Source organism: Sphingomonas sp. QA11, from assembly GCF_028473665.1.
Lineage (GTDB): Bacteria > Pseudomonadota > Alphaproteobacteria > Sphingomonadales > Sphingomonadaceae > Sphingomonas > Sphingomonas phytovorans.
In genome coordinates this window covers 4872838-4898941 of sequence record NZ_CP098774.1, presented here as the reverse complement: position 1 = coordinate 4898941, position 26104 = coordinate 4872838, and the positions used below count along the sequence as shown (strand labels likewise).

General features: G+C 64.6%; 27 protein-coding genes, 1 tRNA gene and 1 pseudogene. 16 read left to right on the top strand and 13 right to left on the bottom strand.

Annotation, left to right across the window (positions count from 1 at the left end; translation table 11 throughout):
- Positions 1-2 precede the first annotated feature (2 nt).
- Positions 3-692 carry an HAD family hydrolase gene (locus tag NDN01_RS22690; protein WP_272624343.1) on the bottom strand — a complete coding sequence of 230 codons (690 nt, stop codon included), beginning with the start codon at positions 690-692 and terminating at the stop codon, positions 3-5.
- Positions 693-751: 59 nt separating this feature from the next.
- Between NDN01_RS22690 and NDN01_RS22685 the strand changes: the two genes are divergently transcribed.
- The 4 genes from NDN01_RS22685 to NDN01_RS22670 are packed head-to-tail and all read left to right on the top strand — an operon-like array spanning position 752 to position 4303.
- Entirely contained in the window at positions 752-1858 is a 1107-nt protein-coding gene (locus NDN01_RS22685; RefSeq protein ID WP_272624341.1) for an ABC transporter permease, read from the top strand.
- Complete coding sequence (locus NDN01_RS22680; protein WP_272624339.1) at positions 1855-2712, top strand: ABC transporter ATP-binding protein; 858 nt, start codon at positions 1855-1857, stop codon at positions 2710-2712. Before NDN01_RS22685 ends, NDN01_RS22680 begins: the two co-directional genes overlap by 4 nt.
- Complete coding sequence (locus NDN01_RS22675) at positions 2712-3683, top strand: MlaD family protein (protein ID WP_272624338.1); 972 nt, start codon at positions 2712-2714, stop codon at positions 3681-3683. The genes NDN01_RS22680 and NDN01_RS22675 overlap by 1 nt, the downstream gene beginning before the upstream one ends.
- A gap of 23 nt (positions 3684-3706) precedes the next feature.
- Entirely contained in the window at positions 3707-4303 is a 597-nt protein-coding gene (locus tag NDN01_RS22670; RefSeq protein WP_272624336.1) for an ABC-type transport auxiliary lipoprotein family protein, read from the top strand.
- Between the two features lie 6 nt (positions 4304-4309).
- Here NDN01_RS22670 and NDN01_RS22665 read toward each other — a convergent pair whose 3' ends face one another.
- Positions 4310-5164: a peptidylprolyl isomerase gene (locus NDN01_RS22665; protein WP_272624334.1), complete on the bottom strand. Its 855-nt coding sequence runs from the start codon at positions 5162-5164 to the stop codon at positions 4310-4312.
- Between the two features lie 94 nt (positions 5165-5258).
- Here NDN01_RS22665 and NDN01_RS22660 point away from each other — a divergent pair.
- The 4 genes and pseudogenes from NDN01_RS22660 to NDN01_RS22650 all read left to right on the top strand — a co-directional run bounded on the left by NDN01_RS22660 (position 5259) and on the right by NDN01_RS22650 (position 7195).
- A tRNA-Ser gene (locus NDN01_RS22660) sits at positions 5259-5349 on the top strand.
- 137 nt (positions 5350-5486) lie between these two features.
- Positions 5487-6043, top strand: a pseudogene (locus NDN01_RS25920) (tyrosine-type recombinase/integrase); the annotation flags it as partial.
- Between the two features lie 33 nt (positions 6044-6076).
- Positions 6077-6853, top strand: a complete 777-nt coding sequence (locus tag NDN01_RS25915; RefSeq protein WP_336298318.1) for a tyrosine-type recombinase/integrase — start codon at positions 6077-6079, stop codon at positions 6851-6853.
- A gap of 81 nt (positions 6854-6934) precedes the next feature.
- The gene (locus NDN01_RS22650; RefSeq protein ID WP_272624332.1) at positions 6935-7195 is read left to right on the top strand and encodes a hypothetical protein; all 261 of its coding nucleotides are present in this window, start codon (positions 6935-6937) and stop codon (positions 7193-7195) included.
- A gap of 184 nt (positions 7196-7379) precedes the next feature.
- Here NDN01_RS22650 and NDN01_RS22645 read toward each other — a convergent pair whose 3' ends face one another.
- The 3 genes from NDN01_RS22645 to NDN01_RS22635 form a co-directional block, all read right to left on the bottom strand.
- Entirely contained in the window at positions 7380-7814 is a 435-nt protein-coding gene (locus NDN01_RS22645) for a hypothetical protein (protein WP_272624330.1), read from the bottom strand.
- 49 nt (positions 7815-7863) lie between these two features.
- Complete coding sequence (locus tag NDN01_RS22640) at positions 7864-8313, bottom strand: PA2169 family four-helix-bundle protein (protein WP_272624329.1); 450 nt, start codon at positions 8311-8313, stop codon at positions 7864-7866.
- Between the two features lie 103 nt (positions 8314-8416).
- Positions 8417-8566 carry a DUF2256 domain-containing protein gene (locus NDN01_RS22635; RefSeq protein WP_272624328.1) on the bottom strand — a complete coding sequence of 50 codons (150 nt, stop codon included), beginning with the start codon at positions 8564-8566 and terminating at the stop codon, positions 8417-8419.
- Positions 8567-8672: 106 nt separating this feature from the next.
- Between NDN01_RS22635 and NDN01_RS22630 the strand changes: the two genes are divergently transcribed.
- Entirely contained in the window at positions 8673-10196 is a 1524-nt protein-coding gene (locus NDN01_RS22630) for a cryptochrome/photolyase family protein (protein ID WP_272624326.1), read from the top strand.
- A 314-nt stretch (positions 10197-10510) separates the two neighbouring features.
- Here the strand turns inward: NDN01_RS22630 and NDN01_RS22625 are convergent, their stop codons facing one another.
- On the bottom strand, positions 10511-11377 hold the full coding sequence (locus NDN01_RS22625; protein WP_272624323.1) for an SDR family oxidoreductase: 867 nt from the start codon (positions 11375-11377) through the stop codon (positions 10511-10513).
- A gap of 106 nt (positions 11378-11483) precedes the next feature.
- Here NDN01_RS22625 and NDN01_RS22620 point away from each other — a divergent pair, with 106 nt between their 5' ends.
- Positions 11484-12371, top strand: coding sequence for a LysR family transcriptional regulator (locus tag NDN01_RS22620; protein WP_272624322.1), 888 nt, complete (start codon positions 11484-11486; stop codon positions 12369-12371).
- Here the strand turns inward: NDN01_RS22620 and NDN01_RS22615 are convergent.
- Entirely contained in the window at positions 12356-12700 is a 345-nt protein-coding gene (locus tag NDN01_RS22615; RefSeq protein ID WP_272624320.1) for a winged helix-turn-helix transcriptional regulator, read from the bottom strand. The genes NDN01_RS22620 and NDN01_RS22615 overlap by 16 nt on opposite strands.
- Before the next feature lie 154 nt (positions 12701-12854).
- On the opposite strand from NDN01_RS22615, the gene NDN01_RS22610 reads away from it, so the two are divergent.
- From NDN01_RS22610 to NDN01_RS22600, 3 genes are all read left to right on the top strand, one after another.
- A complete protein-coding gene (locus tag NDN01_RS22610; protein ID WP_272624319.1) occupies positions 12855-13586 on the top strand; it encodes an SDR family NAD(P)-dependent oxidoreductase in 732 nt (243 codons plus the stop codon).
- 512 nt (positions 13587-14098) lie between these two features.
- On the top strand, positions 14099-14659 hold the full coding sequence (locus NDN01_RS22605; protein WP_272624317.1) for a hypothetical protein: 561 nt from the start codon (positions 14099-14101) through the stop codon (positions 14657-14659).
- A 672-nt stretch (positions 14660-15331) separates the two neighbouring features.
- Positions 15332-15997 (top strand): glycoside hydrolase family 11 protein, encoded by a 666-nt coding sequence (locus tag NDN01_RS22600; RefSeq protein WP_272624316.1) that lies wholly within the window; start codon positions 15332-15334, stop codon positions 15995-15997.
- Between the two features lie 88 nt (positions 15998-16085).
- On the opposite strand, the gene NDN01_RS22595 is transcribed toward NDN01_RS22600, so the two are convergent.
- The 6 genes from NDN01_RS22595 to NDN01_RS22570 all read right to left on the bottom strand — a co-directional run bounded on the left by NDN01_RS22595 (position 16086) and on the right by NDN01_RS22570 (position 22839).
- Positions 16086-17171: a PepSY-associated TM helix domain-containing protein gene (locus tag NDN01_RS22595; RefSeq protein WP_272624314.1), complete on the bottom strand. Its 1086-nt coding sequence runs from the start codon at positions 17169-17171 to the stop codon at positions 16086-16088.
- Positions 17171-19342: a TonB-dependent receptor gene (locus tag NDN01_RS22590; protein ID WP_272624313.1), complete on the bottom strand. Its 2172-nt coding sequence runs from the start codon at positions 19340-19342 to the stop codon at positions 17171-17173. Before NDN01_RS22590 ends, NDN01_RS22595 begins: the two co-directional genes overlap by 1 nt.
- Positions 19343-19622: 280 nt before the next feature.
- Positions 19623-20918, bottom strand: a complete 1296-nt coding sequence (locus NDN01_RS22585; protein WP_272624311.1) for a glycoside hydrolase family 130 protein — start codon at positions 20916-20918, stop codon at positions 19623-19625.
- 108 nt (positions 20919-21026) lie between these two features.
- Positions 21027-21737 carry a hypothetical protein gene (locus tag NDN01_RS22580; RefSeq protein ID WP_272624310.1) on the bottom strand — a complete coding sequence of 237 codons (711 nt, stop codon included), beginning with the start codon at positions 21735-21737 and terminating at the stop codon, positions 21027-21029.
- A gap of 36 nt (positions 21738-21773) precedes the next feature.
- Complete coding sequence (locus tag NDN01_RS22575; RefSeq protein ID WP_272624309.1) at positions 21774-22067, bottom strand: plasmid stabilization protein; 294 nt, start codon at positions 22065-22067, stop codon at positions 21774-21776.
- Between the two features lie 109 nt (positions 22068-22176).
- Positions 22177-22839 carry an HAD-IA family hydrolase gene (locus NDN01_RS22570; protein ID WP_272624308.1) on the bottom strand — a complete coding sequence of 221 codons (663 nt, stop codon included), beginning with the start codon at positions 22837-22839 and terminating at the stop codon, positions 22177-22179.
- Between the two features lie 94 nt (positions 22840-22933).
- On the opposite strand from NDN01_RS22570, the gene NDN01_RS22565 reads away from it, so the two are divergent.
- Genes NDN01_RS22565 through NDN01_RS22555 form a run of 3 tightly spaced genes read left to right on the top strand, consistent with a single transcriptional unit; the run spans position 22934 to position 25937 of the window.
- Positions 22934-24058, top strand: a complete 1125-nt coding sequence (locus NDN01_RS22565) for an 8-amino-7-oxononanoate synthase (RefSeq protein ID WP_272624307.1) — start codon at positions 22934-22936, stop codon at positions 24056-24058.
- Positions 24058-24684, top strand: a complete 627-nt coding sequence (bioD, locus tag NDN01_RS22560; protein WP_443025265.1) for a dethiobiotin synthase — start codon at positions 24058-24060, stop codon at positions 24682-24684. Before NDN01_RS22565 ends, bioD begins: the two co-directional genes overlap by 1 nt.
- Positions 24681-25937 carry an adenosylmethionine--8-amino-7-oxononanoate transaminase gene (locus tag NDN01_RS22555; protein ID WP_272624305.1) on the top strand — a complete coding sequence of 419 codons (1257 nt, stop codon included), beginning with the start codon at positions 24681-24683 and terminating at the stop codon, positions 25935-25937. The genes bioD and NDN01_RS22555 overlap by 4 nt, the downstream gene beginning before the upstream one ends.
- Positions 25938-26104 lie beyond the last annotated feature (167 nt).

Genomic DNA, 26104 nt, shown 5'->3' with positions numbered 1-26104 from the left:
CGCTATCGCTCCCAGTCGACGATCGGCCAGCCTTTTTCCCGGGCGAGCACGCGGAGCGGGCCATGCGCATTGACGGCGAATGCCTCGTCAGCCCAGTCGAGCACGGGCGAATCCGAAACGTGATCGGAATAGAAACGGATCGCCGTGTCCGCCCGATCGATGCCGTTCGCCGCCATCCAGGCCTGGATCATGCGGAGCTTGGCGGGACCGTAGCAATTCTCCCCGGCGATTCGCGCGCGCAACCGGTCGCCGGCACGCTCCACTTCGGTGCCGATCACGTCGTCGAAGCCAAGCCGGTCGGCGATCGCGCTGGCGTAGAAGCGATAGGAGGCGGTTGCCATCACCAGCCGGTATCCCGCCGCCTTGTCGGCCGCGATCTGCGCGCGCGCGCCGGCAAAGACGCCGGAGGCGACGACCGATTCGGCGAAACGCGCGGCGGCCCGCTTCGCCTGCGCATCGCGCATCGCGCCGCCCAGCAGCAGGCGCTGCGTGACCTGTTTCAGCCGTGCCCGATCGATCGCCTTGATCGCATAGGCGCCGGTCGCGACCCCGGCGAGCGGCAGCAGGGCGAGCCGCCACGGCGCCTGGCGCCGCGCGGTGCTGATCAGGAACGACGTCCAGGTCGGCGCGTGCGTGATCGTCTTGTCCATGTCGTAGATGGCGAGCTTGTGCGGGGCGGGCTTCTGCATCATCTCACCCTAGTCACGGTGCGGCTTGCCGATCCAGTGCGATTGCAGCAATGGTGCCGGATATGAACGAGATGGCCGCCTTCTCGCACGAACGCGCCGATGACGGCGACGTCCTGCGTTTCACCGGCAACCTCTCGCTCGCGCGGATCGGCGATCTGCCCGAGCGGTTGCGCGGATATGACGGATCGGTCGACGTGATCGACCTGAGCGGGATCGACCGAATCGACACGATCGGCGCCTGGCTGGTCCATCGCTTCGCCGCCCGGCACAGCGCCCGGATCGAAGGACTTAACCCCGACAGCAAACACCTGCTCCAGCAGGTCGAGGCGGCGGATCAGCCGGTCGCGATGCGACCCGCCGTCAGTTCAGGCCTGGTCCGCGTGGTCGGCGAGGTCGGCGACGCCATCGTCATAGTTCTGAAGACGTTGTACGGCCTGCTTGGTTTCTTCGGCGCGACGGTGATCGCGTTCGGCAATGTGATTCGCTATCGCCGCTTCCGCTTCAACGCGACGGTCCAGCGCTTCGAGGTCGTCGGCGTGACGGCGCTCGGCATCATCGGGCTGATGAGCTTCCTGATCGGCATCGTCATCGGCCAGCAGGGCGCGGTCCAGCTTCGCCAGTTCGGCGCCGAGGTGTTCACGATCAACTTGATCGGCCGAATCACGCTGCGCGAGCTGGGCGTGCTGATGACCGCGATCATGGTCGCCGGCAGGTCAGGCTCTGCCTTCGCCGCGCAGCTCGGCACGATGAAGCTGACTGAGGAAATCGACGCGATGCGCACGATCGGCGTGTCGCCGATGGAAGCGCTGGTGCTGCCTCGCGTCATCGCGGCGGTGGTGATGATGCCGCTGCTCGGCTTCTATGCCTCGCTGATCTCGATCATCGGCGGCGGGCTGTTCTGCTGGATATCGCTCGGCATTCCGCCCATCACCTTCGTTCAGCGAATCCGCGAGGTCGTGCCGATCACCGATCTCTGGGTCGGCCTCGTCAAGGCGCCGGTGTTCGGCGCGATCATCGCCATCGCCGGCTGCTTCCAGGGCATGCAGGTCGAGGCCGATGCGGAGCAGGTCGGCATGCGCACCACCGCCGCGGTGGTCCAGGCGATTTTCCTCGTGATCGTGCTCGACGCCTTCTTTGCTGTGTTCTTCACCTGGATCGGCTGGACATGAGCCCGGGCAAGAGCAGCGAGACAGTCATCTCCGTTCGCGGGCTGAAGAACAGCTTCGGCGAGCAGGTCGTGCATGACGGCCTCGACCTGGAGGTGAAGCGCGGCGAGATCTTCGGCGTTGTCGGCGGATCGGGCACCGGCAAGTCGGTGCTGATGCGATCGATCATTGGGCTCCAGGTCCCTGACGAGGGCGAGATCACGGTGTTCGACGAGAACACGGTCAACCTCGACGAGAATGAGGCGGTCAATATCCGCAAGCGCTGGGGCGTGCTGTTCCAGGGCGGCGCCCTGTTCTCCACGTTGACCGTCGCCGAGAACACCCAGGTCCCCTTGCGCGAATTCTATGCCGATCTCGACCAGGCGCTGCTCGACGAAATTGCCGCCTACAAGGTGGTGATGACCGGCCTGCCCGCCGATGCCGGCCCGAAATATCCTGCCGAGCTCTCGGGCGGCATGCGCAAGCGCGCCGGCCTCGCCCGCGCGCTGGCGCTCGACCCCGAATTGCTGTTCCTCGACGAACCGACCGCCGGGCTCGATCCGATCGGTGCCGCCGCATTCGACGAACTGATCGCGTCGCTCCAGAAAACGATGGGGCTGACGGTCTTCCTGATCACGCACGATCTGGATACGCTCTACGCAATCTGCGACCGTGTCGCGGTCCTCGCCGACCAGAAGGTGATCGCGGTCGGTACCATCGACGAGCTTCTCGCGTTGGATCACCCGTGGATCCAGGAATATTTCAGGGGGCCGCGCGGCCGGGCGGCCACGGCGACGCTCGAACACAAGCAGCGCACGGAACAGGTCGCCCGACAGGCGGCCGAAAAGGCGACCGAAGAAGCAGGGGCTGACGACTGATGGAAACCCGATCGAACCATGTCCTGGTGGGCGCCGTCGTGCTGATCCTGCTTGCCGTGCTCGCGATCTTCACGGTGTGGATCGCCCGGCTCAGCGGCAGCTCCGAGAAGGAATATGACATCTTCTTCAAGCAGTCGGTCGACGGCCTGAACAAGGGCTCCGCCGTCGCCTTTTCGGGCGTGCCGTCCGGCCAGGTGAAGGAGATCGCGCTGTGGAAGCCCGACCCCCAGTTCGTCCGGGTCCGGATCAGCGTGAACGACGAGACGCCCGTGCTGCAGGGCACGACAGCGACGATCCAGGGCGTCGGGTTTACCGGCGTGAGCCAGATCCAGCTTGATGGCGCGGTCAAGGGCGCGCCGCCGATTCGCTGCCCCGAGGTTCACCCAGAGGCCGATTGCCCGTTCGGCGTCCCGGTCATCCCGCCCAAGCAGGGCGGGCTGGGCGCGCTGCTCAATTCGGCGCCGAAACTGCTCGAGCGGCTGTCGACCCTGACGGAGCGGCTGACCGAAATGCTGTCTGACAAGAACCAGGCATCGATCAGCGGCATCCTGGCCAACACCAATAGGCTGACCGGCGCGCTCGCCGATCGCGGGCCGGAAATCGCGGCGACCATCGCCGAGACGCGCGTCGCGATCCAGAAGGCCGGCGACGCAGCGCAGCAGATCGGCCAGCTTGCCGACACGACCAATGGCGTGATGGCGAACGATGTCCGCCCGGCGATGCAGAACCTCAACAAGGCGGTCGCTTCAGCGCAGCACAGCATGGAAACGCTCGATTCGGCGATCGGCGACGCTCGGCCCGGTATCCAGTCCTTCTCGAAACAGACGATGCCGGAGATCGGGCAGCTCGTCCGGGATCTGCGCGTGATGTCGGCCGCGCTCACCTCGGTGGCGGAGAAGATCGACCAGGGTGGGGCCGGTTCGCTCGTCGGCGCGCCGAAACTTCCGGATTACAAGGGCAAGAAGAAGTGAGAGGGCAAGACGCAATGAGCTCGATGATGCGCATCCGTACCCTCAGGCCCGCGCTGGCGCTGCTGGCGATGGCACCGCTTGCCGGCTGCATCAGCTTCGGCGCGAAGCCGCCGCCCTCACTGCTGACCATCACGTCGGCCGCATCGATCCCGGCCGGCCAGACCCAGTCCTCGGCGACGGCGCCGACCATCGTCATCCTGGTCCCGGCGGTCTCGCAGGCACTCGCCACGCCCCGCGTGCCGGTGCAGACCAGTGCCACCGACCTTGCCTATATCGCCAATGCGCAATGGGTCGAACCCCCTGCCCGCCTGTTCGCGCGTCTGCTGTCGGATACGATCAGCGCGAAGACGGGCCGGGTCGTGATCGGCCTCCAGTCGTCGGTCGATCCGGCGGCGCGCCTCTCCGGCGAACTCCGCGCCTTCGGGGTCGATGCCGGCTCGCTCCAGGCAGTGGTAAGCTATGACGCGGCGCTGACACGCAAGGACGGCAATGTCATTGAGAAGCGGCGCTTCGAGGCACGAGTCCCGGTTTCAGCGATCGAGCCGGGCCCGGCCGGCATCGCGATCAACCAGGCCGCCAATCAGGTCGCGGCTGAGGTTGCCGACTGGGTCGGTCGCTGAGCGAGGCTATTTCACGCCCGCCCGGCGGGTGGCGAGCGGCAGATCGCAGATGTCGACGCCGCCAAGCCCGATGGTCGGCGCCGCTGGATTCTCGCGCAGCCTGATCAATGCGGCAAAGCGCGGGTTGTCGGTCGAACGATAATAGAACCTGGGCCGCTCGGCCGCCGGCATGTCGCTGGCCAGCCGCACCGACACGATGCCGGTGCGCTCTGCCTCGGTCGCATAGACGCCCAGCGCAGCATCGCTGCGCGGCATCCCCGACATGTATTTCATGCCCTCGATGATTCGTCCGACGATCGTATAGTTGCGGTCGAGCCGGCGCGCCGCCCCGCTGATCGGGGTGAACAACTCGGCACCGCTGCCGGTGTCGGGCAGCGCATCGCGCGCCACGCCGACGGTGGCGTAGCAATGCGGCATCCAGGCCGCCTTGCCGTCAGTCACGATCGGCCAGCCGTCTGCGGTGACGCCCGATACGGTTGAATAGGCGTCCCTCCGGGTGAGCCGCTGCGCTGCATCGAACGCCGCGATATCGAATTCCGGTGCCGGTGAGGGCACGATACCGGGGGCGAGCGGCTTCTTCTCCGTGGCGTCGCCCCATTGAGTCACCCAATTTTCCTGCACGCGGTAGACGCTCGTTTCGTCCCACCAATGCGCCAGCGCCAGGGTGCGGACATTCGCGACATGCTCGGGCGCGAAACGCGGGGCAAGCCGGATCACGACGCTGCGGTTGCCGGTGAGCGTGATGATCATCACCTCGTCATCCGGGATCGGGCGCCAGTCGGCCGCGATCGCGTCGGATGGCAGCACCGGCGCGGGCGCGGCCTGGACGCCGGCAAGCAACGCGAGGAGGGAGATCAGCATGCGGCAATCCTGGCATGAAGCCCGGTCACCACGCAATCGCTCGCGGCTTGCGCGCCCGCGCGTCACCCTCTAGGGGGCAACGTCCGGGGAATGCGGAGCGGTGGCCGAGTGGTCGAAGGCGCTCGCCTGGAAAGTGAGTATACGTCAAAAGCGTATCGAGGGTTCGAATCCCTCCCGCTCCGCCACTGACCTGTTCCCAGCGGTCCGCAAAAGACCACTGGTCTCGACTTTTCTCTCCTGAAATCTAACACTTAGCAGACCGGTTCGGCCTCGGCCGTTCGTACCCGTCCGTGTCCATCCGGCGATTCGGAGGTACGCAAACGTGGTACGCGCGGTCGAAAAACGTGGTATTTTCAGGAGACCGACATTGCTGACCGATGTGAAAGTTCGCGCCGCTAAAGCGCGCGCCAAAGCCTATAAACTCACCGACGCCAACCGCCTCTACCTGCTGGTCACCCCCAGCGGCGGCAAGCTCTGGCGCTGGAACTATGATTATGACGGCAAGCAGAAAAGCGTGGCTTTCGGCGGCTACCCGATCGTCTCTCTGGCCGATGCGCGCAGCAAGCGTGACGAGGCCTATACGATTCTCCGCGAAGGCCGGGATCCAAACGTGGTAAAGAGGCTCAAGATCGAGGAGAATATCGAGGCGAGCCGGCAGACGTTCGAGCGTGTCGCCCGCGAATGGCATGAGAATGCGAAATCGCAGTGGGCCAAGATTCATGCCGCCGATATCATCCGCAGCCTTGAGCGCGACGTCTTCCCCTCGATCGGCGCGCTACCGATCGCCCAGCGCACGCCGCCCCTGGTTTGGGAGTGCTTCGAGAAATCGAAGCCCGGGGGTCGATTGAGACCGCGAAACGCGTACGCCAGCGTATTTCCGCGGTCTTCGTCTACGGCCTTGCCCAGGGCATCGTGCAGAGCGATCCGGCGGAGAAGCTCGGCGCCGTGCTGAAACCACTCCGCAAGGGGCGCCAGCCGGCCATCACCGATCTTGTCCCGCTGCGGAAGATGATCATCGCCGCCGAGGAGGATTATGCGCGCCCTATCACACGGCTCGCGCTGCGCCTGCTCGCGCTCACCTCGGTACGACCAAGCGAACTGCGCGGCGCGGATCTCAATGGGAAATTGCCGCTCTGGCGCATCCCGGCATCGCGCATGAAAGGCGACCTCGATCGCAAGGAGGAGCTGAACGGGGATCATCTCGTGCCGATCACTCAGCCTGCGATTGCCGTGCTTCGAGCGCTCTGGCCTCTCACCTGCGACGGAGAGCTGATCTTCCCGAGCAACCGGCATCCCGACCGACCGATAAGCGAGAATGCGATCGGCTATCTGCTGAACCGTGCCGGCTATCATGGGCATCATGTGCCCCACGGCTTTCGCGCCGCCTTCTCGACGATCATGAACGAATGGGCCGAGCGAGAGGGTAAGGAGCACGATCGACAGGTCATCGACCTCATGCTCGCGCATGTACCGCCGGCGAAGGTAGAAGGCGTTTATTATCGCGCCGCATACATGCCCCGTCGTCGGGAGTTGGCCACGATCTGGACCGACATGTTGAGCAATGGGCTGCCCGAGCCGAAGGCCCTTGTCGAGCGCCCGTCGAAAGCGGTCGGCGAACAGTCGCGGCGCAAGTTGCCCGAACCCGTGGATATCGATTTTAGGTTCCCCCGGTGGCGGCGCGCGGCATGAAACGCGGGACGGCGGCCGTGTCGGCCGTCGTCCTTGGAACCGGACGATTCCTTGCGGATTTCAGCTGCAAGGAGACAGGAAATGGCGGACAACAAATCGAAGCGAGGAGTAGCTGATCGACGTCAGGTCGCCGACGAAGGTTATGAAGTGAACTACTTCGCGCGCAAGCATGGCATCACCAAGGATCAAGCCGAGAGCACACAACCAACGATGCTTGCGGAATGCGTTCACTCGACTGTTCGAGATGCATATTCCAAAATTGACTGCAGACCTGCGGTAAGCTTCACGTCGGCCTCGAGCCATTTGAGTATTGTCGCGCGGATCATCGGGATTGCCGCCTAACCGCGCGATACCAGCAGGTGCGGATGATCCGCGCCAGATCGTCAGCGCAGCTACGTCGAGCAACTCTTAAAAAAGCTCAAAAACTGGCGCCGAATTACCACCCTCCACGACAAACCAAAGAGTCCTATCTCGGCTTCGTCACCATCGCTTCAACTAGGCTCTGGATGCCCTTTGTCCACGATGCCTAGCGTTTCAGGCGCCGCGCATTTTTCGAGACGCGGGTGCGGACCGGATGTAGCGATGCGCCCGGTAGATTGACCATGGCGGACCAAAGCTCAACGTTACGGTTCGCTATGCGCATCCAGTCTGCGGGGCCGAAGATTTCGCCGCCGGCGAAGCGGCCGAGGTCTTTTGCCTGAGCTGACAGCGCCGCCTGAATTTTGCCCTGTCCATCCGTGAGGATCTTGCCAGAGCGTCCGAAGGCATCGACCTTTTCCGTCACCATGCGGGTCAGTTCGCGGCTATCCGCATTGAGGGGATCGCGCATTGCTGACGTGATCTTCGGCGTCCGCTTCGCGATGACAGCCTGTGCGTTGGAGAAAGTCTCGGCGACACCAACGGCAGTCCGTGCCGCTTCGAGCGGCCACAACCATAGATCGAGCACACTGGACCGGGTCATGCTTCGTTCCCCAAATGACCAGGGCGGCCAAGGCCGCCCTGGGTGATGGTCACTCGCCGTGGAGCGAATGCTTCAGATCGCGGATTTCGTCATGGCCTTCTTTCACCACGACATAAGCCTGCTCGATGATCGCCTTGACCGCCGGGCTGACCTCAGTGTCGCGGATGGCATCCTCGAACTTATGCTTGATGTGATCCTCGCCGGACTCGACCTGGTCGACAATAGCGACATCGTCGCTCGACATGCTGTTGCGCAGATTGAGGAATAGGCGATGCGCGCCGGCGAGCAGCGTGCCGTCATCCTCGGGCTCGCCGCCGAGGGCGCGGACTTCGGCCTGCAGCTGAGTGGTGAGTTCCTGACGCTCGGAGCCGCGACGGAAGAAGATCGGCGTGAAGCGCGAGGTTTCCGAGGCCTTGGCAGCTTCGGCATAGCCGTCGGCGCTGTCGATCACGGTCTCGATTAGCGAATTCAGCGTTTTGATATCATGGTCGTTCGACATGGGGAGCACTCCTGCTGGTTGGCTCCGCTAAAAATGTCCGAACGCCATCGCAGTTTCGGTCGATTGTAAATTTAGGCGCGACTGGCGAAGCCAGGCGAGCGCGTCAGCCCGCAGCTTTGTTGCCGCTCGCATGGCAGCGGTCGGAGCAGAACTTCACATCGTCCCAGTCGCGCTCCCATTTCTTACGCCAGGCGAACGGCCGCTGGCATGCAGCGCAGATCTTTGTCGGGAGGGTGAGCTTCTTGTGAGCCATGCCCCTACGCCAACGTTCCAGTGGCCCGTCGGTGCCGTTCGTAACGCTGGATCGCGACCTGCACCAGCGCAGCGACTCTCTCCTCGTAAATCGCTATGCCGGATCCGTGACAATCCTCATTCCCGTCTTCGGCGACCAATTGTCGCTCGATCTCTCCTCGCTTGCCGACATGGATCAAGCGGACAGCATCGTCCTGATGATGGAGGTTGCCGACGAAACCACTTACGTCCGGCATCACAAACAGAAGCTCGTCTATATTCTGTCGGCTATGCGCCATCATGCCGAGGCGTTACGCACGGCGGGCTGGCGGGTCGAATACATCCATCTCTACGACCCCGAAAACAGCGGGAGCTTCACCGGCGAAGTTGCGCGTGCCGTGGCGCGTCACGAGGTCAGCCAGATCGTCGTTACCGAAAGCGGCGAGTGGCGGGTTGCCGCTATGCTCGACGCCTGGCCGACGATCTTCGGTCTGTCTGTCGAGATCCGGGTGGACACGCGGTTTCTATGCTCGCACGCCGCATTTGCGGCATGGGCCGATAGCCGCTCCGAACTGACGATGGAGTTCTTCTATCGCGAGATGCGGCGGAAGACCGGCCTACTGATGGATGAGGGCAAGCCTGCCGGCGGGCGTTGGAATTTCGACAAAGACAATCGCAAGCGCGCGCAGGCTGATCTACTTATGCCGCGTCCGCTGGCTTTCTCACCCGATGCCATTACCCGCGACGTGATTGCGCTGGTGAAAGAGCGATTCGCCGACAATCCCGGCAGCTTGGACGGGTTCGATTATGCGGTGACGGCTCAGGATGCCGAACGGCAGGCCGTCAGCTTTTTCACGAACGCCTTGCCGCAATTCGGCGATTTCGAGGATGCGATGCTGACGGGCGAGCGCTTCCTGTGGCACTCGATCCTGTCGCCCTACATCAATTCGGGCCTGCTCAATCCGCTCGATCTGTGCCGCCGTGCCGAGACCGAATACCGCGAGGGTCGCGCACCACTCAACTCAGTCGAGGGTTACATCCGCCAGATCATCGGCTGGCGCGAATATGTGCGCGGCATCTATTGGCGCGAAGGGCCGGACTATGTCGATCGCAACTTCCTCGGTCACAGCCGTGCCTTGCCCGACTGGTTCTGGACTGGCGACACCGACATGCATTGCCTGGCCGAGACGATCGGGCAGACACTCGCCACCGCGCATGCGCATCACATCCAGCGGCTGATGGTGATCGGCAATTTCGCGCTGCTGATTGGTGCCGACCCTAAACAGGTCCACCACTGGTATCTTGAAATCTATCTCGACGCTTACGAATGGGTCGAACTGCCCAATACGCTCGGCATGAGCCAATTCGGCGATGGTGGCCTGCTCGGATCCAAACCCTATGTCTCGTCGGGAGCCTATATCAACCGCATGTCGGACTATTGCGGCCATTGCTGCTACGACGTCGGCAAGCGGATCGGCGAGGATGCCTGCCCCTTCAATGCGCTCTATTGGGATTTCCTCGCCCGGCACCGTGAGAAGCTCGGCAAAAACCGGCGCCTCACCATGCCCTATCGCACCTGGGACCGCCAATCGGAGAGCGATCAAGCCAAGACCCGTGCGCAGGCGGCCGAGTATCTAACGTCGCTAGACTGAGCGTTGCTTTCGCTTCGGCGAGTTAGACATGCAACGCTCGATCGACGGTTACCCATCGTCCACTTTACACATGTGATCGGCGGCTGCCGTCAGCACCGAACGGTCACAAGAGATGAACTGAACGACCGGCTCTGGTCGGGAGCAGTCACGAGGCGCCTGCTGTTTCCGGCAAGGCAAAATGGTGCATCCTGCGCTTGATCTTGAATAGGAAGGATGAGGCACCGTCTTTGGGATAGGCACCGTTCAACGTTGCGGAAGGCAGAGTGCCTGCCGCAGGCGAGCATGTCGGCAGCAGGCAAGTCAGACCATATGGTCTAGGCAGCGGCAATTCGGACGGCGGTCTCCCGATAGCTGTGCAGCGGCCGACCGAGCATGCTCACCAGGCGCTCGCGGTCACCGTCTTGCGGGATCATGCCGTCGCTGACGTAGCGCTCCGCCATCAGCCGCATCTCATAGGCCGTCCATTTCGGCATGAAGGTCGCCATATTGGCCTCGAACCCGCTGGGATCGTCGCCGCCATAGACCACCGGGCGCCCCAGCACGTCCGACCAGATCGCCGCCACGTCGGTGCCGGTCAGCGTGTCGGGGCCGACCAGATTGATCGTCTCGATCGGCAACATATCCGATGCGGTGTCGCGATGGACTAGTTTGATCGCCGCGACCTCGGCGATGTCGCGGGCATCGACCATGGCGAGTCCTTTGCCGCCAATCGGCATCGGATAGACGCCGTGCTGAAGGATAACGTCCTTCACCATCACCTCATTGTCGATGAAATAAGTCGGGCGCAGGATGGTGGCGCCGAAGCCCATCGCCTCTAGCATCCGTTCGGCGCCGCGCTTGACCGCGAAATGGGGGACGTTGACCGCCTCGTCGGCGCCGAAGACAGACAAATAAACGACCCGCTCGACGCCTGCCTCGCGGGCGACGTTGAGGGTGATGATCGCCTGGGTGAATTCGTCGCCCGTCACCGCGTTAAGCAGGAACAACGTGCGAATGCCCGAGAAGGCGGCGCGCAGTGCGTCAATGTCGAGGAGGTCGCCCTGCACCACTTCAACGCTCGGTGGGAAGTCGACCTTGGCGGGATCACGGGTCAGGACGCGCACGCCGGCGTCGCGCTTCACCAACTGATCGACGACATGGCGCCCGACGCGGCCGGTGGCTCCGATTACGAGAATGGTCATGATGTTCGCTCCTTCGTTTGGTCTTGCTGACGAGGCAAAGATGCGTGATCCATGGCGATGCAAATAGACGCGCAATCTAGACGCAGCGTCTCACTGGTGGAACGACATGGACCTGCTTGCGCTTGCCGACTTCACGCTTGTTGCTCGTCATGGGGGTTTCGGGAAGGCCGCGCGCGCCGCTCGCCGCCCCAAGGCCACGCTGTCCCGGCGGGTGGGGGAGTTGGAAGCGGCGCTTGATCTGCGGCTGTTCGAGCGGGGTCGGCGCGACCTCAAGCTGACCGAGGAAGGACGCGCGCTGTTCGAGCGTGCCGGCGCGCTGCTGACCGAGTTGGAGGAAACTGCCGCCGCTATCGCATCCGGCAGCGAGCGGGTGCGCGGGCGCCTGCGGATCAGTGCACCACTGCTGTTTGCACAGACGGCGATGGGTCGGCTGGCGGCCGAGTTCGCACGAGCCTACCCGGACGTCCGGCTGGAGGTGACGACGGAAGATCGACCGGTCGATATGATCGAGGAAGGCTACGACCTGGTGATCCGCGTCAACCCCGCGCCGGACGAGGCGCTCGTCGGTCGCCCGTTCCTGCACGACCGATTGGTGGTGGTAGCCGCCCCCGGCCTGCCGAGAATGCCCGGGGAGAGCGTGCCGGCTTTGGTACGCGGGAGCGAAACGGCCCGAAGCTGGACCGCGGTCATGCCGACCGGGCCGATGGAGATCGAGATCGAACCGGTGTTGCGCCTGTCCTCGCTAGTCATGATTCGCGATGCTGTGCGCGTGGGCGCGGGCGTGGCGCGCCTGCCGCTGTCGCTGGTGCTCGGCGACATTGACGCCGGGCGACTGGTGAGTTGGGGCGAGGTGGCGGGATCGGACATCGCCCTATGGGCGCTCTACCCATCGCGCCGGCTGCTCAACGCCAGGGTGTCCGCCTTCCTCGATCACCTGCGCCGCGCCTTTCCGCGGGCCGCGCCGGAAGAGCTTGCCGCCTATCTCGACGCCTGAGCGCGCCAAGCCGGGTTCTGGCCAGCATCGTAACGGCCGCCCGCTTCGCCTATCTCGCGACCATGAGCGAGCGCCCAACCGCACAGCGCTTCGAACGGCTGCCGCAGCGAATGGCCGAGCGGTGTGATCGCATACTCGACTCCGATCGGAGCCGTAGGGAGGACGGTCCGCGTGACAAACCCATTCCGCTCGAGGCGCTTCAGCGCGTCGGCCAGGGCCTTGTGGGTGATGCCGTTCAGCCGTCGCTTGATCTCGTTGAACCGCGCAGGCTTGGGGCAGATCGCGATGAGGATCAGGATCGTCCACTTGTCCGCGATCTTGTCGAGCACGGGTCGAACTTGCGCCATCTCCGACAACGCTCTCTGCGCCACGCAGGCAAGTTCGGTATCCTCGGCTATATCTACGCTATTCATAGTGCGTTCTTGATAGCAGATATTCGCTGTATATCTAGTGGCCCGTCTTTATCATGACGGGAAAGCGCAAATGTATCGAATGGCGGACAAGGCGGCTCTGGTGGTGGGCGGTGCAAAGGGTATCGGGCTGGCGGTTGCAAAGAGGCTCGCTGTGGAAGGCGCCGCCGTAATCATCACCGGTCGCGCACCCAATGAGGTCGATCTGGCGGTCGAGAAGATCGGCCACGGGGCGACCGGCCTCGTCGCAGACGCCGCATCGCCACAAGATCTGGAGCGCGTCATGGCCACGATCCGGGACGTCCATGGCCATATAGACGCCTTGGTCTTCAACGCCGGCATCAGCGAACCCGCGTCGCTGGCCGGCATCACGACTGACCATTTCGACCGGCATTTTGACGTGAACGTCCGAGGTACCGTTTATGGTCTCAAGGCTGCGCTCGACACCCTGCGCGATAGGAGCAGTGTCGTGCTGATGGGGTCAGTGGCCGGATCAATCAGTGTCTCCGGCTACAGCACTTACGCCGCGACCAAGGCCGCGCTGCGATCCTATGCTCGTACCTGGGCGACGGAGCTGGCGCCGCGAGGCATTCGCGTGAACATAGTCGCGCCCGGCCCAACCGACACGGATATGATGGCGCGCGTCCCCGACGATGTGCGCGCGACGCTGATCGCACCGATCCCTCTCGGTCGCATGGCAAGACCGGAAGAAGTAGCGGCCGCTACGGTGTTTTTGCTCAGCGATGAGGCGAGTTTCACCACCGGAGCGGAGCTGTTCGTGGATGGAGGAATGGGGCAGGTCTGACAAAGGCTGCTCGGCGAGCAATGGGTGATAAGAGTGGAACAAGTGAATGGCAGCTTGTGGCGGACGCTGCCGTTCGAACGCCGATCGGTGAACGACGCATTCTGGTCGGAAGCTGCACGGTCGCAGTTCGAACGGCGGAAAATGCGGCCGGTAGGCGGTCAGAGGCACCTCTCAGCGGCGCTAGAGTAGCACTACAGCGTAGACGTAGTGCTCATCTTCATCGGGCGTGGCCCGCCAACCCTCGATCTTGTGCGAACTTTCCCGAACGGGGGCAACAGCGAGAATCGCTGAAATCTGGTCGGAACATACGCCAGGCCGCTCATCGGAATCGCCACGCAGAACGACGCCAAGAGCGCGCGTGCGATAATGGGGGGTGTCTGAAATCACCCATTATGGCGCGTCCGGTCCATTGTCGCTGCGAACCGCTCTCATGGTACTTTATCAGCGTTAGGCCGTTGGCCAGATTCATTCCGAAACGAAAATGTGACCAGAACAGCGTGACCGGGGAGTGAATGATGCGGGCCGGATATAAGTTTGCGCTGGCGGCGCTGTTGTTATCATCTTCCTTGGCGACTGAGGCTCAGCCAATGCCATTCGATCCGGCCACGGTCGATCTGGCGGAAGTCCTGGCCTGCAAGATCGATGGGGGCCATTATGTTGGTTTTGCGCTGTCGATCAGCGATAGTGACAGTCCGGGTAGCGCCAAGGCGCGTGGCTGGGTGAAGCTTCCAACCAGGAGCATGTTCTTCTCGTCATACCTCCTTTCCAAACCGCTTGGCGTCTTTGGCTACACCACCAGCACCGTGGCCTTCACCGGCACTGCGATGTTTGCGGTCCTGGACCTGCCGGACCCCACCGCACTCGGCGCTGCGCAGAATATCGCCAATATTCTTGAAGGGTCCGGGCAATTCAGGGGCGAACGCCTCGTCGATGAATCGATTAATATGGACAAGGAATCCGGATTTTCCTTCAAGAACCGTTCTTCCCTGCAGATCGCAACAAACCCGGCTTTTCCGGGCAAGACGCTGATCGGATGCAACTATGACGGCGAATTGCAGCTTCCTGCGCCATGATCGGCCCATTGCGCGAAATGCCGGATATTCGACATGACGCTTGCCGAATATAACAGGCGCCGTTCTCACGCAAAATGATATGCACTTATTGTGTTTTTATCGTTCATGGGAGCATCGCCATCCGCAGCCGGCCAGAACATATTGCTTCTGGCGATATTTGCCCTTGGGCTAATCGCATCGGCGGGATTTTTAATCTTTCAGAACAGGCGCATCTCGGAATTTCGCCGTCCGCGCTGCGGCAAGGATCCGCTCACCTGGGTCTCTTCCGATCCCAATGATGCGGACGGGGCCACATACGATAGTCTTGCCTGAATTGTAGGTTCGATCTTCAGTCGTGATTGTCGCGGCCTACCAGGCCTTGCCGCCGTTCATGAAGGCTCCTGAAAACCGCGACGTCGAACCTGATTGACGCACATGCAGCAGATCCAGTCTCAACAGACCTGACCCTGTTTCACCCCCGGTCGAGACCCTTCGGTTATCCCACCAAATGCTTTCCCGGCTCACCGGATTTACCGGCCGAATGTGATGTTACCGTTCCACTTGACGGTTACAGTGTTCGCATGTCATCAATTCATGTCGCGCGGAGATAGACGACTCCAGAACTGCCGACGCGGCATGATCACCAGCAAAAATCAAAAACAGGAGAGGCACATGAACTTGAAGCGACTAGCTATGATAGCGGTAACACGCTTTCTTCCATCGGTTCTCGCCCTGGTCACCGCCGGCAGCCTGCAGGCACAGACCATCTGCAACAACCAGACCGGCACCAACAACGGCTACTATTATCAGGTCTATCTGAGCTCCGGCTCGGCGTGCATGACGCTCGGCACCAACGGCAATTACAGCACCACTTGGAATCTCGGCTCAAGCGGCAATCTGGTCGCCGGGAAGGGCTGGGCCACCGGGTCGACCAGCCGCGTGATCGGGTACAATGCCGGCGTGTTCAATGGCGGCTCGAACGGCTATCTCGCCTTGTACGGCTGGTCGACCAACCCGCTGATCGAATATTATGTCGTCGATAACTGGGGAAGCTTTACCCCTCCGGGCAGCGGCGCCACCTTCATGGGCACCGTCAACAGCGACGGCGGCACCTACAACATCTACCGCACGCAACGCGTCAACGCGCCGTCCATCATCGGCAACGCGACCTTCTATCAATTCTGGAGCGTGCGCACGTCGAAGCGCGCGACCGGCACCAACAACGTCATCGCCTTCGTCAACCACGTCAATGCGTGGCGGAGCCATGGCATGAACCTCGGCACGATGAACTATCAGATCCTCGCCACCGAGGGTTATGGCAGCAACGGCAGCTCCAACGTCACCGTGTGGCAGCAGTAACGCCATCCTTTCCGGGGGCCGGGCACGCCCGGCCTCCGACCTTTCCGATCTCTTCGTCCAGGCCGGGCAGCACCGATCATAGCAGTGCCTATCCGGAACGCGCTGCGGCGTGATGGGTCATGGGCTTCCGGCGCGGTCGCCTGAACCAGAAGGTCCACACCGTCAGGCTGCCCAGCATGGCGAGCGCGAGCCCGCATACCGTCAGCAACAGGCGATAGGCAAGTCCGCCCACCTTGGCCGCGTGCAGCGGATAGGCACCGTTGAAGACCTGCGCGACTTGCGGCATCGCCAGCGCATCGGTCGCCGCCAGCACATGCCCGTCCGCCGCATCGAACCACAGGGTCGAGCGTCCGTTGGGCAGCCACTCGCCCGAACGCTTCATCCGGATCAGGATCGCGTCGCCCGGCTTGCGCGGCAGGGAAAGGATGCGGATCTGCGCATCGGGGAAGCGCCGGTGCGCCACGCTGATCATCCCGCGCCAGTCCGGCGTCGCCGACAAGAGGCCGCTCTTCACCCTGGGCGGCGCCATCGCGGCGGCAAGCGCCTCGCCCGACCCGAACGGGATCAGCACGAGATTGGCGAAGGGCCTGAACACCATCATCGTCCCGGTCACCGCCGACAACAGCAGCAGAGGCGCCATGACGATTCCGAGATCGCGATGCTGCATCACGATCGCCGGCCTGCTCAACCGCTTCGGCCACGGGCGGAATTTGAAGGTCCGGCGGGTTCGCCACCACAGGACCGTCCCCGTTACCACGAAGAGGATCGCCGCCAGCCCGGCCACGCCGATGATCGTCTCGCCCACATCACCGCTGAACAGATGATGGTGCAGGTCGAAAATCCACAGTTCGGGCCGCTCCCACTGGCTCGACCAGCGCGTGACGATGTTGCCCGCCTGATCGGCATAGGCACCCGCGCCCTTGGGCAGGCGCAGCTGGTCAAGGCCGAACCGGTCGCCGGCATAGACGATGCCCTGCGCCCCGGGGTTCGCGGTCATCAGCTTCTCGGTCGCCGCGCCGACCGCCGCCGGATCGCCGATCCGCGCGTCGCCGGCATGCGGCAGCGCGATCCAGCTTTCCTTATGGACCAGGATCGCGCCGGTCAGGCCCATGATCGCCAGCACAAGCCCGATGACGCCGCCGGTCCAGCGATGGATCAGGTCGAGCCACCTCATCAGAAGCGCGTATCCCACCCGAGCGTGAACGAGCGTCCGCGCCCCGCGAAAAAGCTGAGCGGATCGGTGGGAAGCCGCGTGTCGCTGCTGTAGTCGATATATTGCCGGTTGAAGAGATTCGACACGCTGAGCGTTATGCCCCCGATCCCCGTCTGGTAACGGACATAGGCATCGGTCAGCGTGTAACCGCCGAAATCATTGTCCGGAACGCGCTTCAGCCCTTGGAAGGTGCGCGACAGATAGAATTGGGTCTGGACACGCATCGACAAGGGGCCGGTGGCGTAATTGGCCGCGAGGTTGAGCCGGTCGGGCGAGATGTTGGTGCCGTCCAGATCGGTATCGACGATGCCGTCGGGTATGGGGCTGGCGTCGTAGCGGCCTTCGATATGCGCATAGCCCGCCGACACGCGCAGCCCGTCGATCGGCAGCTGCACGCCGAGATTGATCTCAAGTCCCTGGATCTCCACCCGTTGCCGCTGGACGTCGAAGATACCGCCGGGACTGGCGATGAGCAGCTGACCCTTGTCGCTCGACGACCAGAAATAGGTGGCGGAGGCATCGAGCGGGCCACGCTTCACTTCGACGCCGATCTCGCGATTGTTCGAGATGATCGGCTGGATGTCGACATAGTGGTCGATATCCTGGTTGGGCTTGTTCACCGCTCGGGTGATCCGGCCGATGTCAGGGACGGTGAAACCCTGCGCATAGCTCACATAGGCACGGATGCCCTTCAGCGGCTCGACGACCACGCCGCCGTTGATCAGGAGATCGCTGAAGCGCGGCTTGCCGCCGGACACCGCGACGCCGCCATAGGTTGCGACCCTCGAACCGTCATACGTGGTCGAGGCGAGGGTGTGATAATCGTCGACCTTGATCTGCACATTCTCCCAGCGCGCGCCCCCAGCCAGGCGCAGCACGCCGTCGAACAGCTTGAGATTGGCCTGCCCGAACGGCGCGAGGCTGCGGAAATCGCTGGGCGGCACCCAGACTCGATTCGTCGCGATCAGCCGCTGCTCGGTCGAATCCGTCAGGAAATCGAACCCGACCGTCGTCGTCAGCGCCTCGATGCCCGGAATGGCGCGCTCATAGCTGATCTTCCCGCCGATCTTGCGCGACCGGTTCTGCGACTGGTCGAACAGCTTGAAAGTCGGGTCGATCTTCGGATCCTGGAAGGTCAGGATCGGCGCGATCTCTCCGCCAAAGGTGTCGCGGCTGCGGTTGAAGAAGATCTGGCTGACGAAATTGCCGCCCCAAAGCGACGTGTCGGTGTAGGAAAGCGCGATGCTCTCGGTGCGGCTGGCGGCGGCAACACCAGGCGGGTCGCCGCGCATCGCGCTGGTCGGCAGGCCGGTGACCCGGTTTCCCGGGACCGCGACATAATCGCCATCGCCCTTCAGTTCGAAACGGCTCGCGATGAGGTCGATCCGGCCGGTCTCCCCGACCTTGTAGCCGAGCCGCGCGAACAGCGAGAGCGTCCTCGAATCCTGCGATTCGCCCTGGGTCAGGTTCAGGCCGACCCGGCGCCCGTCACCGTCATAGAAGACGCCGCGCTTCTCGTAAGCGGCGCCCACCGTCGCATCGAACCGTCCGGCCTTGTATTGGACGAGGCCGGCCACCTTGCCGCCGATCCCGTCCTTGCTGAAGCCGTTGTCCGCATTGGCCTGGAGCAGGGTCCGCCCGCTGAACCCTTCCGCGCGCGGCGCCCCCACCGTCACCTGGTTGACGATGCCGCCGGTGCCGCCGACCCCCTGGAGCGCATTGGACCCGTAGATCAGCTCGACTCGATCGACGAAGAAGCCGTCGATGGTGAAGCCGTCGCGACTGCCGTCGCGCAGCGGCGTCGATTGCGGGATGCCGTTGATCGCATAGAGCGGCGACCGCCCGCGCAGCGTCTCGCCGGCACCCGACAATTTCTGCCGGGTGGGCGAGAAGGATGGCGTCAGGTTCGCCACCGCATCGGTGATCGATCCGGAGATCGCGATCTGCTGGTCGAGCGTCGCCTTGTCGATCAGGTCGATCGTGAGCGGCAGCGCATTGGGCGGCAGGATCGTGCGTGCCGCGGTCACGGTGATATCGCCTGCCGCATCCGCCCGGTCGTCGGTCGATACGGCGGCGGCCTGCTGCGCTGTTGCCGCAACCGGCACGGCGCACGCGAGCGCGACGACAGACATCGAAGAAACGGACCGAAACGACATGATTTCCCCCTGCCCGCCGGTCACCATGCCGCGGGCTGTTACCGGGCGGCTAGCAGTCGAGAGATTATAATGCAAGTCAATCGCAATAGGCATTGCCCGCACAGGATTGCATGCCGCGAGGGCACGTGCTTTTCATTGCAAACCGCCCGAGCCGCTGCCGGAGCTTCTCAGCGTCTTCAGCGCCTCTGCGCCTCTGCGCGAACCATCATCCCGGGTCGCCGACGGGCCAGTTTGAAGGTCGCCCCTCCTCAGCCGTCTATTCCATGCAGCGTAGCAGCCGGTCGACCGTCGTCGTGGCGAACGCGGCGAAATTGTCGGCCACGCCATAGGGGATCATCACGTTCCGTCCCTCGATCATCGCGCCGCAGCTATAGACCACGTTGGGCACATAGCCGTCGCGCTCGTCCGGGCTCGGGGTGAGGATCGGCTCGGGCGTGCGCGCCAGCAATCTGGAGGGGTCGGCCTTGTCGAGCAGGCACGCACCGATGCAGTAATTGCGCACCGTGCCGACGCCGTGGGTGAACACAAGCCAGCCCTCGTCGATCTCGATCGGCGATCCGCAATTGCCCATCTGGACGAATTCCCACGGATAGCGCGGGGAGACGATCCTGCCGCCGCCTTCCCAGCGCAGGATATCATCCGACAGGTGAAGCCAGATACTCTCGCTGTCCTGCCGCCCGAGCATGGCATAGCGCCCGCCGATGCGGCGCGGGAACAGGGCCATGCCCTTGGCGCCCGCCGCGTCGCCGGTGAACGCGCGCATGCGGAAGCTGCGGAAATCGGTGCCCGAGAGCAACTCGGGCCGTGCCGCGGCACCGCTGAAAGCGGTGTAGGTGCCGTGATAGGTGACGCTGCCGTCGTCGTCGGTGAAGCGTACCAGGCGCAGATCCTCGATGCCCTGATGCTGGCTCGGCAGCATCGGAAACAGCACTGCTTCCGATATCTCCCGCGTTCCGCCGCAATCGAGCTTCAGCTCGGCGATCGCGTCGTCCTTTCCGACAAGGATGGTCGGCGCCACGGCCACCCGACTGGCGGGATCGACCGTGATCTCACCTCCCGGGATCCAGATGCCGGTTCGAAAGGTCACCGAGGAGACATGGCCTTCCCCGATACCGCGAAGCGAAAGGATGAAGCGTACCCCACCCTCCGGCACACCCGACTGATCCGGCGCCGGCACCGCGCTCGGGTTGAACAACGCCGCGGCTTCGAAGGAGAATTCCTCGCTGAAATAGGCGCCGACCAGGCGGCGCTGCGCGTCGTTGACCGCTGTCCGTCCGGGCAGGAGGCTGGCGATCTCGTCGAAGCGGCGGCGCAGCATGTCGTCCACGTCGCGGTGCCGTTCGTCGAGCGACTGGGTGAGCAGTTTCAGCTCGCTCTCCAGCGCACTGTCATCGAGCGTCAGGATGCGATCGACGATCGCCTGAGCGCGCGGATGCCCCTCGACCTTGAATCTGCCCGGATATTCCAGCTCGAAAGGCCGGACGACCGTACGCGACGGATCGGGCCGCAGGATGAGATCATGGTGATCGAGGACTGGCTCAGCCTGAAGCATGGGGTTTCCTGAAGAGCTTGAGTTCGTTGTGGTCACGGACCGATCGCCAGCCCGGAAGCGTGAACGTGCGCGGCGGCGGGACGATCCCTCGCAGCCGCGCCCGCTAGGTCATCGACGCGCGAATCCCGGTGGCGGCGCACCGAGCACGTCGCCGCGATAGGTTTCCACCACCTGACTGAACGGCGTGCCGTCGGGCAGGCGCAACACGGCACGATGCTCGATCACCGCCGCCGGAATGGCGAGCTTTCGTCCGACGGTCTTCTTCCGTTCCTTCGGCATGACATCCCACCCGTCCGGCAGCGGCGACCAGAGCAGGGTCGCGCTGATGGTCTGCCGGCGGAAATGCAGCGCCTGGACGGCGCGGCCGAAAGCGGTGTCGGTGGTGTCCAGCACTGCGTTCATCTCCGGCGTGAGCCGCGACGGGACGTACCAGTTATCCGCCTCCGACAGGACATGGTCGCCACAGCGCAGCCTGACATGGCGATAACGGATCGGCTCCTCCGCCCCGACCTGAAGCGCGGCGCGTAGGTCAGGCGTCGCCGGCTTGCCCTGCCCGGCGACCCGCTCCGCGGCGACCCTGCTGCCCGTCGGTGCCAGCCGGCGGCGCGCGCACCAGCCGTCCAGCGTAAGCGTCGCGCTGTCATGGCTGAGCAGTTCAGCATTGAGTGACTGCAACAGCGCAAGCGCGCCGGCACGGGCGAGCAGCGTGTCAGGCCAGGCCGGCGGCTGGATCTCCGCCGCCCGGGAACCCGCTGACACGGTGCAGGTCAGCCCCATGCCCAGGACCGGCAGTGTCAGGGATCGGCGGATGCTGGTCACGCCCCCTCATAGCGCCACGATCGAATCGGCGAAACGTCAGGCAGCCGCGTTCCTGCGCCGGGTGACCCAGCCCTTGCGCGCCGCCGCCGAGCGCTGTTCGGCCGAGCCCGACTTGTTTGCCAGGCCACCACGCGACGAGGATACATGCGTGTCGGGCTTGCCCCGTCCCGAGCCGGATTTGTTGCCGCCGCCCGATTCCTTGTTCACCGTCGCCCAGGCCCGGCGCTCGGCCTCGTCCTTCGGCACGCCGCGATCCTCGTAGCTTTCCTCGATATGTTCCGCCTTGCGCTTCTGCTTGTCGGTATAGGCGTCCTTGTCTCCGCGAGGCATGATGCTGCTCCTGCGCTGTGGATGGACGCGAAAAACGCATGACGCCCAATCGATATCCCGATCGCGTACCCGTTGTGCCGATGCCGCGTTCAGGCGCGGCAGCCGTTCGCTATCGCGCGTCGAGTGCCAGCGATCCGGCCGCACCAGGAGAGACCGAGAGCGCTTCATAGCCGGGTGCGCCGAAATGACGCGTGGCGAGCGGATACCCATGGGTGGCGGTGATCACCACCACGGCGCAACCAGCCGCTTCGGCGGCCGCGATGCCGGCCGCTGCGTCTTCGAACACAAGGCAGTCTCCGGCCGATACGCCGAGACGTTCGGCCGCCAGCAGGAAGCAGTCGGGAGCTGGCTTGCCATGCTCGACATCCTCGCCGGTGATCATCACCTCCGGCACAGGCAAGCCGGCGGCTTCCAGCCGCCGCAACGCGAGGGCACGCGGCGCGGAGGTGACGATCGCCCAGCGACCGGCGGGTAGCGCCGCAAGGAAAGCGGGTGCGCCGGGGATCGGGGCCACGCCCGCGACATCCTCGATCTCGGCCAGCGTGATCGCGGCCGCCTCGGCCTCGGGATCGACGCCGGGCAGCGCGAGCCGGCGGACCGTTTCCACGCTGCGTCTTCCGTGGATCGTCGGCAGGAAGGCCGCCACGTCCAGCCCGTGACGCAGGGCCCAGGACGCCCAGACCCGCTCGGCCGCCGCGATGGAACTCAGGATCGTCCCGTCCATGTCGAACAGGAAGGCGGCGAAGCCGCGGCCGGGGAAAGGGCTGACCATGGCACGCCCCTGCCCTCGCTTGTCCTCCCGCACAAGCGCGCTCCGCCCGCATAACATATCGTCATGGCGATACGATGCGGTTAGAGGCCGCGTCATGTCGCTACTCACTCCCTACCGCGCCGATCTCGTCCAGCTCGCCGCGCAGGATCGCCTGCGGGTGCTGGCGCCGCGCCGTGGCACCGACGTGTCGTCAAACGACTATCTCGCCCTGGCATCGGCCCCGAGGATCGCCGCCGCCGTCACGGCGGCGATCGCGCGCGGGGTGCCGACAGGATCGGGCGGATCGCGGCTGCTGCGCGGCAATCACGAAGAGCATGAGGCGCTGGAGGCAGAGGCCGCGACCTTCTTCGGGTCTGAGGCGACCTTGTTCTTCTCAAGCGGCTACAGCGCCAATGCGGCATTGTTCTCGACGCTGCCGCAACGCGGCGACATCGTCGTCCACGACGCCCTGATCCACGCGAGCGCGCATGAAGGAATGCGGCTCGGTCGCGCCGACTGCGTTTCCGCCGCGCACAATGACGCCGACGCGTTCGAGGACAGGATCGCGCGGTGGCGGCGCGGTGGCGGCACAGGCCGGCCATGGATCGCGGTCGAGAGCCTGTACAGCATGGACGGCGACCGGGCACCGCTCGACGCGCTGGCGACGGTGGCTGCGCGGCACGATGCGATGCTGCTGATCGACGAGGCGCACGCCACCGGCGTGTTCGGCGATGACGGACGCGGCCTCGCGTCAGGGCTCGACGGACACGAGAATGTCGTCACCCTGCACACCTGCGGCAAGGCGCTTGGGTGCGAAGGAGCTTTGGTCTGTGGTCCGCAGGTGATGCGCGACTTCCTGATCAATCGCGGGCGCGGCTTCATCTTCTCCACCGCGCCATCGCCGCTGATGGCAAGCGCCCTGCGCGAGAGCCTGCGCATCCTGGTCGATGAGCCGGAGCATCGCGCTGCCCTGTGGCAACTGGTTGCCGCCGCCGAACGGGCGCTGGCGCGCTGCGGCGTCGCGCCGACCGGATCGCAGATCCTGCCGCTGGTGCTGGGCGACGAAGCGCGGACGATGCGGGTCGCCGCGGCCCTGCAGGCAGCGGGCTTCGACGTGCGGGGCATCCGACCGCCGACCGTCCCGGCGGGCACGTCGCGACTGCGCATCTCGCTGACGCTCAATCTGACCCTGGACGATGTGGAGGCGCTGGCCGACGCCATTGCGGAGGCGCTCAAATGATCGCCCCGCGCATCGTGGTCACCGGCACCGATACCGATGTCGGCAAGACGGTCTTCGCCGCCGCGCTCGCGGGCGCGCTGGGCGCCTCCTATTGGAAACCGGTCCAGGCCGGGCTTGAGGAAGGCGGCGATTCGTCGATCGTCGCGCGGCTGGGTGGGTTGGAACCCGGGCGGATTCTCCCCGAGGCCTATCGGTTTGCCACTCCCTGCTCGCCCGATCGCGCGGCCGCGATCGACGGCGTGACGATCGATCCCGAGCGGTTGACACCACCATCAATCGGCGGACCGCTGGTGATCGAGGGCGCCGGCGGCGTGCTGGTGCCGGTGGTCGGCGACCTGGTCTTCGCCGATCTGTTCGCGCGCTGGGCGTTGCCCGTGGTGCTGGTCGCGCGCACCGCGCTGGGCACAATCAATCACAGCCTGTTGTCGATCGAGGCGCTGCGCGCGCGCGGCGTGCCGATCCTGGGCATCGCCTTTACCGGCGACGCGGTGGAGCATAGCGAGGCAACCATCGCCCGGATCGGCGGGGTAAGGCGGCTCGGCCGGTTGCCGCGCCTGGCGCCACTCGCCGCCGACACGCTCGCGGCCGCGTTCGCTGCGCACTTCGATCCGGCGGATTTCCGGTGAGCGGCTCGGCGATCTGGCATCCTTTCACCCAGCACGGCCTGGGCGAGCCGATCCCGCTCGTCACCCATAATGAGGGCGCCGCGCTCTACACCGCTGACGGACGGCGGATCATCGACGCCATCTCCTCCTGGTGGGTGACGACTCACGGCCACCGCAACCCGCGCATCATGGCGGCGATCGCCGAACAGGCGGGCAAGCTCGACCAGATCATCTTCGCCGGCTGGACTCATGAACCGGCCGAAACGCTGGCGCAGGGGCTGAGGGCGATGATGCCGGCCGAACTCACCCGCATCTTCTTCTCGGATTCGGGATCGACCAGCGTCGAGGTAGCGCTGAAGATGGCACTCGGCTTCTGGGCCAATCGCGGCGAGCCCCGGCATCGCATCCTGGTGATGGAACACAGCTATCATGGCGACACGATCGGCGCGATGTCGATCGGCGCGCGCGGCGTGTTCAACCAGGCCTATGCGCCCCTGCTGTTCGATGTCGGCACGCTGCCCTTCCCCGCCAGCGGGCGCGAACAGGACATGCTGGACGACCTGGAAGCCGCCTGCCGCGCCAGGCCGGCGGCGCTGATCGTCGAGCCACTGCTCCTCGGCGCGGGCGGGATGCTCATCTATCCCGCCTGGGTACTGGCCGAGATGCGCGCGATCTGCGCCCGGCACGGCGTGCTGTTCATCGCCGACGAGGTGATGACCGGCTGGGGTCGCACCGGGACGCTGCTCGCCTGCGAACAGGCCGATATCGTCCCCGATATCCTGTGCCTGTCGAAGGGACTCACCGGCGGCGCGGTGCCGCTGGCGGTGACGATGGCGACCGAACCGATCTACGCGGCGCACCTGTCCACCGACCGGGCGCGAATGTTTTTCCATTCATCCAGCTACACCGCCAACCCGATCGCCTGTGCCGCGGCCAACGCGAATCTCGCCATCTGGCGCGAGGAGCCGGTGCTCGAGCGGATCGCCGGCCTGGCCGCCCGCCAGCGGAGCCGGCTGGCCAAGCTCGCCTCCTTGCCGGCGGTGCGCAACGCGCGACAGCTCGGCACGGTCACCGCGATCGAGATCGCCGACGGGACCAGCGATTATCTGTCGACTCTCGGCCCGCGCCTGTCAGCGCTGTTCCGCGACAAGGACCTGCTGCTTCGCCCGCTCGGCAACACCGTCTATGTCATGCCGCCTTATTGCATCGAGGATTCGGACCTGGACCTGATCTATGCCGCCATCGCCGAAGCATGCGAGCTTGGGCCCCGATGATGATGTGCATCTTTCTTCTTCCCCGGCGGAGGCCGGGGTCCAGTTGGGAAGTAGAAGGAAACAGGCGAGGCGACCGTTCCAAGCCCCCCCCAACTGGGCCCCGGCCTTCGCCGGGGAAGGTTACAGGCAAATGGAGATGGCTGTTGCTCTCGGCGATATCGGCGCCA

Excerpts from the sequence above, each read along its gene's own strand:
- NDN01_RS22575 (WP_272624309.1), bottom strand. The coding sequence starts at position 22,067 with ATGCCTCGCGGAGACAAGGACGCCTATACCGACAAGCAGAAGCGCAAG.
- NDN01_RS22565 (WP_272624307.1), top strand. The coding sequence starts at position 22,934 with ATGTCGCTACTCACTCCCTACCGCGCCGATCTCGTCCAGCTCGCCGCG.
- NDN01_RS22685 (WP_272624341.1), top strand. The coding sequence starts at position 752 with ATGAACGAGATGGCCGCCTTCTCGCACGAACGCGCCGATGACGGCGAC.
- NDN01_RS22650 (WP_272624332.1), top strand. The coding sequence starts at position 6,935 with ATGGCGGACAACAAATCGAAGCGAGGAGTAGCTGATCGACGTCAGGTC.
- NDN01_RS22590 (WP_272624313.1), bottom strand. The coding sequence starts at position 19,342 with ATGTCTGTCGTCGCGCTCGCGTGCGCCGTGCCGGTTGCGGCAACAGCG.
- NDN01_RS22645 (WP_272624330.1), bottom strand. The coding sequence starts at position 7,814 with ATGACCCGGTCCAGTGTGCTCGATCTATGGTTGTGGCCGCTCGAAGCG.
- NDN01_RS22665 (WP_272624334.1), bottom strand. The coding sequence starts at position 5,164 with ATGCTGATCTCCCTCCTCGCGTTGCTTGCCGGCGTCCAGGCCGCGCCC.
- NDN01_RS22625 (WP_272624323.1), bottom strand. The coding sequence starts at position 11,377 with ATGACCATTCTCGTAATCGGAGCCACCGGCCGCGTCGGGCGCCATGTC.
- NDN01_RS22675 (WP_272624338.1), top strand. The coding sequence starts at position 2,712 with ATGGAAACCCGATCGAACCATGTCCTGGTGGGCGCCGTCGTGCTGATC.
- NDN01_RS22635 (WP_272624328.1), bottom strand. The coding sequence starts at position 8,566 with ATGGCTCACAAGAAGCTCACCCTCCCGACAAAGATCTGCGCTGCATGC.
- NDN01_RS22690 (WP_272624343.1), bottom strand. The coding sequence starts at position 692 with ATGATGCAGAAGCCCGCCCCGCACAAGCTCGCCATCTACGACATGGAC.
- NDN01_RS22595 (WP_272624314.1), bottom strand. The coding sequence starts at position 17,171 with ATGAGGTGGCTCGACCTGATCCATCGCTGGACCGGCGGCGTCATCGGG.
- NDN01_RS22585 (WP_272624311.1), bottom strand. The coding sequence starts at position 20,918 with ATGCTTCAGGCTGAGCCAGTCCTCGATCACCATGATCTCATCCTGCGG.
- NDN01_RS22570 (WP_272624308.1), bottom strand. The coding sequence starts at position 22,839 with ATGGTCAGCCCTTTCCCCGGCCGCGGCTTCGCCGCCTTCCTGTTCGAC.
- NDN01_RS22680 (WP_272624339.1), top strand. The coding sequence starts at position 1,855 with ATGAGCCCGGGCAAGAGCAGCGAGACAGTCATCTCCGTTCGCGGGCTG.
- NDN01_RS22600 (WP_272624316.1), top strand. The coding sequence starts at position 15,332 with ATGATAGCGGTAACACGCTTTCTTCCATCGGTTCTCGCCCTGGTCACC.
- NDN01_RS22670 (WP_272624336.1), top strand. The coding sequence starts at position 3,707 with ATGATGCGCATCCGTACCCTCAGGCCCGCGCTGGCGCTGCTGGCGATG.
- NDN01_RS22640 (WP_272624329.1), bottom strand. The coding sequence starts at position 8,313 with ATGTCGAACGACCATGATATCAAAACGCTGAATTCGCTAATCGAGACC.
- NDN01_RS22610 (WP_272624319.1), top strand. The coding sequence starts at position 12,855 with ATGTATCGAATGGCGGACAAGGCGGCTCTGGTGGTGGGCGGTGCAAAG.
- NDN01_RS22620 (WP_272624322.1), top strand. The coding sequence starts at position 11,484 with ATGGACCTGCTTGCGCTTGCCGACTTCACGCTTGTTGCTCGTCATGGG.
- NDN01_RS22605 (WP_272624317.1), top strand. The coding sequence starts at position 14,099 with ATGATGCGGGCCGGATATAAGTTTGCGCTGGCGGCGCTGTTGTTATCA.